Source organism: Anoxybacillus ayderensis (genome assembly GCF_000833605.1).
GTDB classification, from domain to species: domain Bacteria; phylum Bacillota; class Bacilli; order Bacillales; family Anoxybacillaceae; genus Anoxybacillus; species Anoxybacillus ayderensis.
On the sequence record NZ_JXTG01000001.1, the window covers coordinates 401,181 to 413,664 of the forward strand.

Consider the following 12,484-nt stretch of genomic DNA (forward strand, 5'->3'; position numbering starts at 1 on the left):
TATGAAATATAACGCGGTATACACGAGAGGGGATAAGGATGGAATCGTATAAACATAAAAAAGTCATTTCGATTGGTATTGTTAGTGAATTAACCGGTTTGTCACCGAGACAAATTCGGTATTATGAGGAACGCCAACTTATTTTTCCTGATCGATCAAAAGGAACGAGAAAGTATTCCTTCGCTGATGTTGAATGGCTCGTTGAGATCGCAAACAAACGCGAGGAAGGAGTGCAAACACGAGAAATTCGTTATGAAATGATGAAAGAGATTCGTGAAACGATGAGAAAAGGACAAATCAACGCCCATTTTCGTTCTCGTATGTAATTTTCTCTTCTCCATGTTATAATTGATAGGGGAAGGAGAATGGTCATGTTTATGGAGTTTTCATTCGATATATTTACGTATGTATCGCTCTTCAGTATGTTCGTTGTGGCGATGACGTGCTATGTGACGCGACAAGTAAATTATCCGATCTCCATTCAACGATTCGTTTCATACGATGCGAATGTCTGTATAAAGACGAGCGATGCATATAGATATATGTCGTTACACGTGCGATTTGTTACATTTCAACAGCGGAAAATTCCGATCGATGAACGATCGTATGCGAGTGATGAAGAAGGAAGGACACTCCTTGTTTGCTTATGATAACAAACAAGGAGGAGTAAAATTGTGAAAAAATGGATTATTTTATTTTTCGTATTTTTATTAAGTGCATGTAATCGAAATGTACCGATTACAGAGCATAGTCAAGGTGTATGGGATCATTATTTTGTTTATCCGATGTCAAAGTTATTACTGATGCTTGGACACGCATTTCAAGAAAATTACGGGCTCGCTATTATCGCATTGACGATTGTTGTCCGCTTTGGGCTGCTCTCGCTTATCATCAAACAGTTTCGTGCCAATATTGCGATGCAGCGCATTCGCCCGGAAATACAAAAACTTCAACAAAAATATAAAGGCACAGATATGGAAACGCAAAGAAAGCTACAGCAAGAAATGATGCAACTATATCAAAAACACGGTGTCAACCCAATGAGCGGTTGCTTACCGATTTTTATTCAAATGCCTATTTTTATGGCGCTGTATTACGCAATTTCGCGAACGGAAGAAATTAAACTGCACTCGTTTTTATGGATGCAGCTCGGTCATCGCGATCCGTATTTCATTATGCCGATATTAGCAAGCTTAACGACATTTATTTCGATGCGGTTATCTCCGACTGCTACAACAGCGGAAGCGGCTACACAAATGAAAATGATGTCATATATTATGCCTGTTATGATTTTCATGGGAGCGAGTTCTGTCCCTTCGGCTTTGTCGCTATATTGGGTCGTTGGTGGATGTTTTTCAATTATTCAGTCGCTTATCATGCGTGCACAATGGAAAAGATACGATACAGAAGTTGCCAAATAACCTGCTCGCTAGCTGAGCAGGTTTCTTTTCGTGAAGGGGTGAAAAAATGAAAGTGATTATTGCTGAAAAACCGGATCAAGGAAAAACGCTTGCATCTATTTTTCAAACAAAAAAACGAGAAGGGTATATTGAAATTTTACCGAATGAGCTGTTTCCGACAGGCGCTTATATGACATGGGCAGTTGGACATTTATTTGAATTAGCTTCCCCAGAAACGTATGAAGCAAGCTGGAAGCGATGGACACTAGATACGTTACCGATCATTCCCGATCGTTTTCAATATGAAATGGATCGAAAAAAGGCGAAACAATTTTCCATCATTAAACAATTACTCCGTCAGCCAGAAGTGACAGAAATCATTCACGCAGGCGATGCAGGGAGAGAAGGGGAATTAATTATTCGCAATATCATTTATATGAGCGGCGTCAAAAAACCGATTAAACGGCTTTGGATTTCATCGTTAACACCGAAAGCAATCGAACAAGGCTTTCGCCAGTTGTTAGATGAAAACGAGACGCGTCCGCTATACGAAGAGGCGTATGCCCGAACGTGTGCCGATTGGCTTGTGGGTATGAACGCATCGAGAGTGTATACAATTTTATTAAAACAAAAAGGGATGAATGATGTTTTTTCCGTCGGGCGTGTACAAACGCCGACGCTTGCATTAATTGTGAGACGAGAAAAAGAAATTGAACAGTTTCGTCCCGAGCCGTTTTGGGAAGTTGTTGCTACGTTTGATGTGAATGGAAAACGATATGAAGGAAAGTGGTGGCATGAAAATGAAACAAGAACATATGATCAGCAACTCGCCGAAAAGGTGAGCGCATTTTGCAGAGGAAAACAAGTAGAGATAGAAGAAGTGACATGTGAGCGAAAAACGTTTTTACCACCGCTTTTGTTTAATTTATCAACATTACAAGCAACAGCCAACAAGCGATTTAGATATTCACCACAAAAAACGCTTGATATATTACAAAAGCTATATCAAAAAGGATATGTATCGTATCCGCGTTCGGATTCACAATATGTCACGAAAGGGGAAGCGGAAACGTTTCCGCATATTTTAAAGTTTCTTGCGCAAAAGAAAGAGTATGCTTCTTACTTTCCGCTTGCTCATTATTCAATTTTACATAATAAACGTTATGTAAATGAAAAGAAAGTAACGGATCACTACGCCATTATCCCGACTGAACAAGTTCCAGATTTGGAAAAACTGAGCCACGATGAGCGAAATATTTACGATCTTATCGTTCGACGCTTAATCGCTGCCCATTGTGAAGAGGCGGTATTTGACTATACGACGATGATTACTCTTGTCGATGGACGGGCACGTTTCATTTCAAAAGGAAAAAAACAAATACAAGCAGGATGGCGAGACGTCCTTATGTCACAAGATGATGATGTACAACTTTTACCGAATGTACAAAGGGGAGAAAAAGGAACGGTATATGATGTGCATGTGAAAGAGGGAAAAACACAGCCGCCAAAGCGATACACAGAAGGCGAACTGATCACGTTAATGAAGACAGCAGGGAAATTTTTAGACGATGAACAACTAGAAAAAGTATTAGCAAAAACAGAAGGACTCGGGACGGAAGCGACGCGCGCCTCCATTATTACAACATTAAAGGAGCGAAACTATATCGAAATAAAAAATAATCAAGTATATGCAACCGATAAAGGAAAAGTATTAATTGAAGCCATCGGTCCACATATTTTAGCGTCACCCGAGATGACAGCGAAATGGGAGCAACGATTAAGTGAAATTGGTGAACGGAAAGCGTCAGCGACACATTTTATGGAACAAGTCAAAAAATTAGCAGCGAAAATCGTAACAGATGCGGTGCAAATGGCAAGCAGCTGGTCGTTTGAAGGGCTTGATACGACTTCGATTCAGCGAAAGAAAAAAACAACGATCGGAAACCATGTTGGGACTTGTAAGCTTTGTGGGGGCTCGGTCATTGATAAAGGTTCGTTTTACGGCTGTGTCAACTATACAAAAACAAAGTGCTCATTTACGATTTCAAAAACGATGTTAGGAAAATCCATTTCACAAACGAATATTAAAAAATTGTTAACTGAAGGAAAAACGAATGTTATTAAAGGATTTAAAAAGGGAGAAAGGACGTTTAACGCTGCACTTATATGGGATGAAAAAGAAAAACGTATATCGTTTTCGTTTGAAAAATAGGAGGACTACCTCCTATTTTTCAACATCACCATTCCACTCGTTCATGCCGCCAGTCATATTATATACGTTTGTAAACCCTTCTTTTACTAGTAATTCGCTTGCTTGCGCTGAGCGATTACCTGAACGACAAACAACGATATATGTCTCGTCTTTTTTCAGTTCATTTATGCGCTCTTTCAGTTGTTGTACAGGAAGTAACATCGCGCCTGGAATATGACCAGAAGTGTATTCTTCTTCTGTTCGAACATCAAGAACAACAACGTCTCCTTTTTGGATCATTTGTGCTGCTTCATCAACAGAAATGTTTGTGTAGCCCCCTTGTGCACATCCGCTTATGATGAAAAGAAATACGAATAAAAGAGCTGCCCATTTTTTCATTTTGTCACCAACCTCCGTATATAATCGAATACCCACTCATGTATTCTAACTCATTTTTTTCATTTCTTCAAACGTTTCGACACCATTGTTATTTCGAGATATAGTACAATTAAAGGAAAGGTTTACATAGAAAGAAGGGAAAATGATGTATCAATCGATTATCGATCTGATCGGAAACACGCCGATTGTGAAGCTCAATCGGGTTGTTTTTCCTGAGGGAGCAAGTGTATATATAAAGCTTGAATCGTTTAATCCAGGGGGAAGTGTGAAAGATCGCGCGGCTAGACGAATGATTGAACGAGCAGAACAAGAAGGAAAAATCGTCCCTTATGAAAGCACAATTATTGAGCCGACATCAGGAAATACAGGAATTGGATTAGCAATGGTATGCGCTGCGAAGGGATATCGTTGCATCATTACGATGCCAGATAATGCAACGAAAGAACGGATCAATTTATTGAAAGCATATGGGGCGGAAGTGTACTTAACTCCCGCAGCTTTGCGCATGCAAGGGGCGATTGATGAAGCGTATCGGCTTGCGGAGAACATTCCAAACAGCTTTATTCCGATGCAATTTGAAAATGAAGCAAATCCAGATGCTCATCGGGCTAGCACAGCGCTTGAAATTATAGAAGCATTTCCAGATGGGATTGATGCGTTTGTACTTACGGCAGGAACTGGCGGGACAGTGACAGGGACGGGGGAAGAATTGAAGAAAAAATTTCCTCGTTTACGTATTTATGTGGTCGAACCATATGGGTCTCCCGTCCTTTCGGGTGGGCAACCGGGGCCGCATAAAATTCCTGGTACTGGGCCAGGTTTTATTCCCCGCATTTTAAATCGAACGGTGTATGATGATATTTTGCTCGTCAAAGATGAAGAAGCGCAAATGATGGCAAGAAGATTAGCGAAAGAAGAAGGAATTTTCGTTGGTGCCTCAGCTGGAGCGGCTGCTTATTGTGCTATGCAAGTGGCTCGCACTCTTCCTGAAGATGCACGTGTGCTTTGCATGGCACCAGATACAGGAGAGCGATACTTATCATCCGATTTATTTAGCGGATAAGAGCGATGAAAAATGTCGAGGCTATAAAATAAAAAGGAGTGATTGTATGTTTCAAGAAGAAGTAAAAACGATAGGCGGTTTTCGTCTTCATGTCATTCCGACAAAAAAATATAAAACAAATACGCTCGTATTAAAGATGAAAGCACCGTTATGTGAAAAAGATGTAACGATGCGAGCTCTTGTTCCATACGTACTACAAAACGCTACCGAGCGGCATCCGTCGATGAAAGCGTTACGTACATATTTAGACGAACTATATGGTGCCACATTACAAGTTGATTTAGCGAAAAAAGGAGAAAATCATATTATTACTATTCGAATGGATATTGCAAACGAAAAATTTTTAGGTGACACATCCCCATTATTACGTGAAGCGTTGACGTTATTTAGCGACATGCTATTTCGTCCGTTTACCGAGGGAGATGGATTTTCTGCTGCGATCGTTGAACAGGAGAAACGAGCATTGAAACAAAAAATTCAATCGTTGTTTGACGATAAAATGCGATATGCTCAACATCGACTCATGGAAGAAATGTATAAAGGTTCACCTTATGCGCTTGATGTTCACGGTAAACTAGAGGATGTCGATTCGATTGACGCTAAACGTTTATATGAACATTATGAGCACATGTTGAAACACGATGAAATAGATTTATACATCGTTGGGGATGTCATGTTAGCTGATGTAGAACATGATGTGGCTGAACGTTTTCCGTTAGAAGTGCGCCCGCCACGTTCAATAGCGACACCGACGATCACAATACGAACAGATGTGCAAGAAGTTGTAGAAAAACAAGATGTAAAACAAGGGAAGCTCCATCTCGGCTATCGAACGAACACGACATATAATGATCCAGATTATGATGCGTTACAAGTATGGAATGGGATATTTGGAGGATTTGCACATTCAAAATTGTTTATTAATGTGCGCGAAAAAGCGAGTTTAGCTTATTATGCAGCTTCACGTATTGAGAGTCACCAAGGAATGATGATGGTCATGGCAGGAATTGACCCAAGCAAATATGAACGTGCGCTCGAAATCATCCATGCCCAAGCAGAGGCGATGCGTAACGGACAATTTAGCGATGAAGAAATCGTTCAAACAAAAGCGGTCATTCGTAATCAACTATTAGAAACGATCGATACCGCAAGAGGAATGATCGAAATGTCTTATCATAATGTCATTGCAACAAATCAACGTCCGTTACAGCAATGGCTCGAAGGAATTGAAAAAGTGACGCGAGAAGATATCGTTCGTGTAGGCGAAAAAATTGAATTAGATACGATTTATTTTTTAACAGAGAAGGAAGGTGAGAAAAAATGAAAATCATTCACCACGATCAATTACAGGAACAATTATTTTATGAGCGTCTAAACAATGGATTAGATGTTTACATTTTGCCAAAAAAAGAATTTAACAAAACATATGCGACGTTTACAACGAAATACGGTTCGGTGGATAACTACTTTACCCCGTATGGAAAAACAACGATGAAAAAAGTACCGGATGGCATCGCTCATTTTTTAGAACATAAATTGTTTGAAAAAGAAGATGGCGATGTATTTCAAACGTTTAGCAAACAAGGGGCATCTGCGAATGCTTTTACGTCTTTCACACGCACCGCCTATTTATTTTCTAGTACAACAAATGTAGAAAAAAATTTAGAAACGTTACTTGATTTCGTGCAAGAGCCGTATTTTACAGAACAAACGGTTGAAAAGGAAAAAGGGATTATCGGTCAAGAAATTCGCATGTATGATGACAATCCAGATTGGCGTTTGTATTTTGGGACAATCGAAAGCATGTATCATCACCATCCCGTAAAAATTGATATTGCGGGAACGGTAGAGTCGATTTCACACATTACGAAAGACTTATTATATGAGTGTTATGAAACGTTTTATCATCCGAGCAACATGTTATTGTTTGTTACAGGTCCTATTGATCCATCGGCTATACTTGAACAAATTCGAACGAATCAAGCGAAAAAAACGTTCCGTCCGCCAGCAGAGATCGAGCGATTTCGTTATGAGGAGCCGACTCATGTTGCTCGTGAACGACATGTCATTGAAATGAACGTGCAAACACCAAAATGTTTCGTTGGTATAAAAGCAACCAACGTATATACAAAAGGAAAAGAAAAGTTAAAACATGAATGTGCCATCGGTTTATTGCTCGACTATTTATTTGGGAAAAGCTCCACACATTATGAGCGATTGTATCAACAAGGATTAATTGACGAAACATTTATGGTCGACTATACGGAAGAAAGTGATTTTGGGTTCGGCTTAGTTGGCGGTGACACATCACAGCCCGATCAATTAGCGGCAGAAATTCAGCGTATTCTTTTGGAGTTTGACGATATTGATGATGAGCAAGTCGAACGAATGAAAAGAAAAAAGATCGGCACATTTTTACGTTCGTTAAACTCTCTTGAATATATTGCAAATCAGTTTACTCGGTATGCGTTTGATCATATGAGTTTGTTCGATGTTGTAGAAACGTTACAATCATTAACATCTGACGATTTAAAAACGGTCGCTCGCGAATGTTTTGTTCGCGAACAGTTTACTGTGTGCCAAGTTGTCCCGAAAAGGTGAAATGAGATGAAATATGCTTTAATTACGGGAGCGAGCGGGGGAATTGGGCAAGAAATTGCTCGGCAGCTTGCTAAAGATGGGTATAGTTTATACTTACATTACTACAAAAATGAACAATCCGTTCGACATATAATGGAAGAACTATCCACAGACACATATGCGATTCAAGCTGATTTATCTCATCCTTCTGGGGTAGATGTGTTAATGTCTTCTATTTTCCATCCTATTGACGTGCTCATTCATAATAGTGGAATGAGTGCGTATGGATTGATGACGGACATGACTAATGAACAAGTAGAACAAATGGTGCAACTACATGTAACAAGTCCATTTTTACTGACAAAACGACTGTTGCCTTCTATGATTCAACAACGTCGTGGACAAATTGTAGTCATTTCATCCATTTGGGGACTAACAGGTGCATCTTGCGAAGTGTTATATTCGATGGTAAAAGGTGCGCAAAATACATTTGTTAAAGCGTTAGCAAAAGAAGTTGCTCCAAGTGGCATACGAGTCAATGCGATCGCTCCAGGGGCTATTGATACGCCGATGCTTCATGAGTTTACTGAGGAAGAAATTCAAGCGCTAATTGATGATATTCCACTCGGACGAGTAGGGAAGCCGGAAGATGTGGCAAAAGCTGTGTCATTTTTAATTTCTGATCATGCATCGTATATTACAGGACAAATTTTATCCGTAAATGGCGGTTGGTATTGTTAAGCAAGCATAATTTTTTATGTTGTGAGGCAAACTGTTCTTGAAACGAATTTCAAGGAGGTTTGCATATGTCTGTTCTTGATAATTTTGAACAATGGAAAAGCTTTTTAGCTGATCGTCTTCATCAAGCACAAGAGCAAGGGATGAACCAGCAAGTCATTTCGGATATTGCTTATCAAATTGGAGATTATTTGGCGAAACAAGTCGATCCGAAAAACCCAGAAGAGCGTGTACTTGCCGATTTGTGGCATGTCGCAAATGAGCAAGAGCAACATGCCATTGCAAACATGATGATTAAACTTGTCCAAAATAAATAAGTCATGTAGGCGCAAGCTGGTGATATCCACCAGCTTGTTTTACTATGTTTATCTGTTCACAAAAAACGGTCGTCCATTCTTTTCATTCTCGCATTCAAATGGTAAAATAAACATACATGCGTGTTTCGACAAAGCGTTGCTTAAATGATCGCATCGTGTAACGTAAAGGGGAGAAGGGGTATATGGAGAAAAAAGAATGGTATTTAGAGTATGAAATACATATGAATCGCCCGGGGTTGTTAGGAGATATCGCATCTCTCCTTGGCATGCTTTCCATTAATATCGTCACGATCAACGGAGTGGATGATTCGCGGCGAGGTATGCTTTTGCTATGTAAAAGTCATGAACAAATTGAGCGCTTACAATCCATTTTAGCGACGATGGAAGATATTACAGTAACGAAATTACGTGAACCGAAGCTTCGCGACCGTCTTGCTGTTCGGCATGGGCGCTATATTCAGCGTGATGCTGACGACAAAAAGACGTTTCGCTTTGTCAGAGACGAGTTAGGTTTGCTCGTTGATTTTATGGCAGAGCTATTTAAACAAGAGGGGCATAAGTTAATTGGAATTCGCGGCATGCCACGCGTGGGGAAAACGGAATCGATCGTAGCTGCGAGCGTGTGTGCAAACAAGCGTTGGTTGTTTGTTTCTTCTACATTAATTAAACAGACGATTCGTAGCCAATTAATCGAAGATGAATATAGCGAAAATAATGTTTTTATTATTGACGGGATTGTTTCGACGCGTCGGTCAAACGAGCGACATTGGCAACTCATTCGTGAGCTCATGCGTCTACCGGCGACGAAAGTGATTGAACATCCTGATATTTTTGTAAGGCATACAGAATATAAGCTCGACGACTTTGATTATATCATTGAATTGCGTCACGATGCAGATGAGGAAATTACGTATGATCTCGTTGATCAGTCCTCATTTTTTGGAAATGACGGATTTTCAAATATTGATTTTTAAAGATGGAAGGTGTTTCCGTTGACAGAGTTAGGGAAGCGTTTGAAAGAAGCGAGAGAACAACGTCATATGAGTTTAGATGATTTGCAAGAAATCACTAAAATTCAAAAACGATATTTAATCGCAATTGAACAAGGAAATTATGTCATTATGCCAGGGAAATTTTATGTTCGGGCATTTATTCGGCAATATGCCGAGGCAGTCGGCCTCGATGCTGACGAACTGTTTGAGCAATATGCAAACGAAATTCCAAATGCCCAACAAGAAGAGCTTCCTGGCGAACTATCGCGTGTAAAATCGCGACAATTATCAGAACAAGGCGCAAAAGTGCTCGATGTTCTTCCGAAAATTTTGATCGGTACATTAGTGATTGGAGTGGCTGTTGTTCTTTGGTTTTTTTTCCAAAATCGTACGGTAAACGAAAAACCACAAGAGCAAGTGATTAACGAAAAGACAGAATTTGAACAGTCCGAGCAAGCAAACGAGCAACAACCGGAAAAACAAAGTGAGCAACAGTCTGAAAACGAAGGAGAAAATGAACAGCAGGAACAACCATTAGAAGCGACGGTTAAAGTGATTGAAACGAACGGGAGAAGATCGACACTTGAAGTGACAGGAGAGCAATTGATCATTGACATTGCAACAAAAGGTGACGCTTGGATTGAAGTGAAAAACGGAAAAGGAAAGGCGTTTGCACGGAAAATGATGTATGCGAATCAATCTGAAACATTTGATTTAACAAATGAAACAGAGGTATTGTTAGTCATCGGACAAACATTGAATGCAGAAGTAAAAATAAACGGGCAGACGCTTGAATATCCTGTCAATCCAAACGATCACGTGCGCCAAGATATTACTATTCTGTATAAAAAACAATAATGTTGGATGAAGTGTTGGAGGTAAGTGTTGTGAATATACCGAACCAAATTACGATTGCGCGAATGCTTCTTATTCCTTTCTTCCTTATTTTTCTGTTGGCACCGATTGATTTCGGTGTGATTCAAATCGGAACAGAACAGCTGCCGGTAACACACGCCATAGCTGCGCTTATTTTTATTATCGCATCAACAACCGATTGGGTTGACGGATACTATGCACGAAAATATGGATTAGTAACGAATTTAGGGAAATTTCTTGACCCTCTCGCAGATAAATTACTTGTATCTGCTGCGCTCATTGCGCTTGTCCAATTAGGTTTAGCTCCTGCATGGATCGTGATTGTCATTATTAGCCGTGAATTTGCTGTAACCGGATTACGGCTTGTTTTAGCGGGAGAAGGTGAAGTGGTAGCAGCAAATATGCTTGGAAAAATTAAAACGTGGACGCAAATTGTAGCGATTGCAGCGCTTCTTTTGCATAATCTTCCTTTTTCACTTTTGTCGTTTCCGTTTGCGGACATTTCGTTGTGGGTTGCACTTGTTTTCACGATTTGGTCAGGATGGGATTACTTTGCGAAAAATAAACACGCATTTCGTCATTCAAAGTAAATAAAAAGGGATGGGAGAAAGATGAAAGCAGAACTCATTGCGGTCGGTTCAGAACTTTTACTTGGTCAAATTGCAAATACGAACGCTCAGTTTTTATCGCAACAATTAGCTGAAATAGGAATAGATGTGTATTACCATACGGTTGTTGGCGATAACCCTCAAAGGCTTACACATGCGATTGAAGTAGCGAAGCAACGCTCGAACTTAATCATTTTCACAGGGGGACTTGGTCCGACAAAAGACGATTTAACGAAAGAAACAATTGCAAACATGTTAAATAAATCGCTCGTTTTAGATGAAGAAGCATGGCGTTCTATTTGTGATTATTTTTCGAAAACGAAGCGCCCAATGTCTCCGAACAATCGAAAACAAGCGCTCGTATTGGAAGGAAGTTATGTATTAAAAAATGAACATGGGATGGCCCCGGGAATGGCAATAACTGTTGATCACATCACGTACATGCTCCTCCCGGGACCGCCAAAAGAAATGCAACCGATGTTCATCAAATATGGACGTCCTTTTTTATTGCAAAAACGTCATGTTCGCGAGAAAATTGTTTCACGTGTTCTTCGCTTTTTTCATATCGGTGAATCACAGTTAGAAGCAGAAATTGAGGATTTCATCGATGCTCAAACAAATCCGACGATTGCTCCACTTGCGTCCGATGGTGAAGTAACTCTTCGCTTAACAGCGAAACATGAGCGTGAAGAAGAAGCAAAGCGGCTCATTGATGAGTTGGAGCAAAACATTTTAGCCCGCGTTCGTCCTTACTTTTACGGTTATAATGATGACACGTTGTTTAGCAAATTGTTAGCTACATTGAAAGAAAACAATCAGACGCTCGCTGTTGCTGAAAGTTTAACGGGAGGTTTATTTTTAGAAGAAATGACAGCACTCCCAACAGCTTCTACAGTTATCGCGGGGGGAGTTGTTTGTTATACGAATGAAATAAAGGAAAATGTGCTCCATGTGCCGAAAGAAATATTACAAACGGAGGGGGCAGTTAGTGAACGATGTGCGCAGTTGATGGCAGAAAATGTTCGAAAACTTTGTGGAAGCGATATCGGTATTAGTTTTACAGGTGTTGCAGGACCGAACGAGTTGGAAGGAAAGCCAGTAGGAACGGTATGGATAGGGATTGCGATAGAACAAGGGACAAAGACATTTGGCCTCACATTATCAGGCGGACGCCGAGCCATTCGGATGCGTACAGCAAAATACGGTTGTTATTATTTGCTGCAATTGCTACATTAATTTACGAACACTCATTCGATTTTTCTTGGCAAATAAATAGAAAAGCTGTATAGTAATAAGTAGCAGTTACTGCTTTATTTTTCA

14 protein-coding genes are annotated in these 12,484 nt (G+C 40.1%); 13 read left to right on the forward strand and 1 reads right to left on the reverse strand.

All coding sequences use genetic code 11. The annotated features are described in order from the left end of the window. Nucleotides 1–38: 38 nt before the first annotated feature. Genes JV16_RS02030 through JV16_RS02045 form a run of 4 tightly spaced genes read left to right on the forward strand, consistent with a single transcriptional unit; the run spans nucleotide 39 to nucleotide 3,612 of the window. A complete protein-coding gene (locus JV16_RS02030; protein ID WP_006323413.1) occupies nucleotides 39–326 on the forward strand; it encodes a MerR family transcriptional regulator in 288 nt (95 codons plus the stop codon). Nucleotides 327–371: 45 nt separating this feature from the next. Then, nucleotides 372–650 carry a hypothetical protein gene (locus JV16_RS02035; RefSeq protein WP_021094592.1) on the forward strand — a complete coding sequence of 93 codons (279 nt, stop codon included), beginning with the start codon at nucleotides 372–374 and terminating at the stop codon, nucleotides 648–650. A gap of 21 nt (nucleotides 651–671) precedes the next feature. Then, on the forward strand, nucleotides 672–1,421 hold the full coding sequence (gene yidC / locus JV16_RS02040) for a membrane protein insertase YidC (RefSeq protein WP_412093544.1): 750 nt from the start codon (nucleotides 672–674) through the stop codon (nucleotides 1,419–1,421). Between the two features lie 46 nt (nucleotides 1,422–1,467). Continuing rightward, a complete protein-coding gene (locus JV16_RS02045; RefSeq protein WP_021094594.1) occupies nucleotides 1,468–3,612 on the forward strand; it encodes a DNA topoisomerase III in 2,145 nt (714 codons plus the stop codon). 12 nt (nucleotides 3,613–3,624) lie between these two features. Here JV16_RS02045 and JV16_RS02050 read toward each other — a convergent pair whose 3' ends face one another. Beyond that, nucleotides 3,625–3,990: a rhodanese-like domain-containing protein gene (locus JV16_RS02050; RefSeq protein WP_021094595.1), complete on the reverse strand. Its 366-nt coding sequence runs from the start codon at nucleotides 3,988–3,990 to the stop codon at nucleotides 3,625–3,627. Between the two features lie 142 nt (nucleotides 3,991–4,132). Here JV16_RS02050 and cysK point away from each other — a divergent pair, with 142 nt between their 5' ends. The 9 genes from cysK to JV16_RS02095 all read left to right on the forward strand — a co-directional run bounded on the left by cysK (nucleotide 4,133) and on the right by JV16_RS02095 (nucleotide 12,400). Further along, the gene (cysK, locus tag JV16_RS02055; RefSeq protein WP_035063108.1) at nucleotides 4,133–5,053 is read left to right on the forward strand and encodes a cysteine synthase A; all 921 of its coding nucleotides are present in this window, start codon (nucleotides 4,133–4,135) and stop codon (nucleotides 5,051–5,053) included. Between the two features lie 46 nt (nucleotides 5,054–5,099). Beyond that, nucleotides 5,100–6,377, forward strand: a complete 1,278-nt coding sequence (gene yfmF, locus JV16_RS02060) for an EF-P 5-aminopentanol modification-associated protein YfmF (protein ID WP_021094597.1) — start codon at nucleotides 5,100–5,102, stop codon at nucleotides 6,375–6,377. Beyond that, nucleotides 6,374–7,654, forward strand: coding sequence for an EF-P 5-aminopentanol modification-associated protein YfmH (gene yfmH / locus JV16_RS02065; protein WP_021094598.1), 1,281 nt, complete (start codon nucleotides 6,374–6,376; stop codon nucleotides 7,652–7,654). The genes yfmF and yfmH overlap by 4 nt, the downstream gene beginning before the upstream one ends. 6 nt (nucleotides 7,655–7,660) lie before the next feature. Then, entirely contained in the window at nucleotides 7,661–8,374 is a 714-nt protein-coding gene (gene ymfI / locus JV16_RS02070; RefSeq protein ID WP_021094599.1) for an elongation factor P 5-aminopentanone reductase, read from the forward strand. 65 nt (nucleotides 8,375–8,439) lie between these two features. Next, nucleotides 8,440–8,688 (forward strand): DUF3243 domain-containing protein, encoded by a 249-nt coding sequence (locus JV16_RS02075; RefSeq protein WP_009362683.1) that lies wholly within the window; start codon nucleotides 8,440–8,442, stop codon nucleotides 8,686–8,688. A gap of 182 nt (nucleotides 8,689–8,870) precedes the next feature. Beyond that, nucleotides 8,871–9,662: a DUF3388 domain-containing protein gene (locus tag JV16_RS02080; RefSeq protein ID WP_009362682.1), complete on the forward strand. Its 792-nt coding sequence runs from the start codon at nucleotides 8,871–8,873 to the stop codon at nucleotides 9,660–9,662. A gap of 9 nt (nucleotides 9,663–9,671) precedes the next feature. Then, nucleotides 9,672–10,538 (forward strand): helix-turn-helix domain-containing protein, encoded by an 867-nt coding sequence (locus JV16_RS02085; protein ID WP_084220253.1) that lies wholly within the window; start codon nucleotides 9,672–9,674, stop codon nucleotides 10,536–10,538. A gap of 29 nt (nucleotides 10,539–10,567) precedes the next feature. Then, nucleotides 10,568–11,146 (forward strand): CDP-diacylglycerol--glycerol-3-phosphate 3-phosphatidyltransferase, encoded by a 579-nt coding sequence (pgsA, locus tag JV16_RS02090; RefSeq protein WP_026011787.1) that lies wholly within the window; start codon nucleotides 10,568–10,570, stop codon nucleotides 11,144–11,146. A 21-nt stretch (nucleotides 11,147–11,167) separates the two neighbouring features. After that, nucleotides 11,168–12,400 carry a competence/damage-inducible protein A gene (locus JV16_RS02095; RefSeq protein WP_042533997.1) on the forward strand — a complete coding sequence of 411 codons (1,233 nt, stop codon included), beginning with the start codon at nucleotides 11,168–11,170 and terminating at the stop codon, nucleotides 12,398–12,400. The last annotated feature ends 84 nt before the right edge of the window (nucleotides 12,401–12,484 follow it).

What these genes read in the sequence shown, in the direction of transcription:
- JV16_RS02030 (WP_006323413.1), top strand. Translation starts at nt 39, where the DNA reads ATGGAATCGTATAAACATAAAAAAGTCATTTCGATTGGTATTGTTAGT.
- JV16_RS02035 (WP_021094592.1), top strand. Translation starts at nt 372, where the DNA reads ATGTTTATGGAGTTTTCATTCGATATATTTACGTATGTATCGCTCTTC.
- JV16_RS02045 (WP_021094594.1), top strand. Translation starts at nt 1,468, where the DNA reads ATGAAAGTGATTATTGCTGAAAAACCGGATCAAGGAAAAACGCTTGCA.
- JV16_RS02050 (WP_021094595.1), bottom strand. Translation starts at nt 3,990, where the DNA reads ATGAAAAAATGGGCAGCTCTTTTATTCGTATTTCTTTTCATCATAAGC.
- cysK (WP_035063108.1), top strand. Translation starts at nt 4,133, where the DNA reads ATGATGTATCAATCGATTATCGATCTGATCGGAAACACGCCGATTGTG.
- yfmF (WP_021094597.1), top strand. Translation starts at nt 5,100, where the DNA reads ATGTTTCAAGAAGAAGTAAAAACGATAGGCGGTTTTCGTCTTCATGTC.
- yfmH (WP_021094598.1), top strand. Translation starts at nt 6,374, where the DNA reads ATGAAAATCATTCACCACGATCAATTACAGGAACAATTATTTTATGAG.
- ymfI (WP_021094599.1), top strand. Translation starts at nt 7,661, where the DNA reads ATGAAATATGCTTTAATTACGGGAGCGAGCGGGGGAATTGGGCAAGAA.
- JV16_RS02075 (WP_009362683.1), top strand. Translation starts at nt 8,440, where the DNA reads ATGTCTGTTCTTGATAATTTTGAACAATGGAAAAGCTTTTTAGCTGAT.
- JV16_RS02080 (WP_009362682.1), top strand. Translation starts at nt 8,871, where the DNA reads ATGGAGAAAAAAGAATGGTATTTAGAGTATGAAATACATATGAATCGC.
- JV16_RS02095 (WP_042533997.1), top strand. Translation starts at nt 11,168, where the DNA reads ATGAAAGCAGAACTCATTGCGGTCGGTTCAGAACTTTTACTTGGTCAA.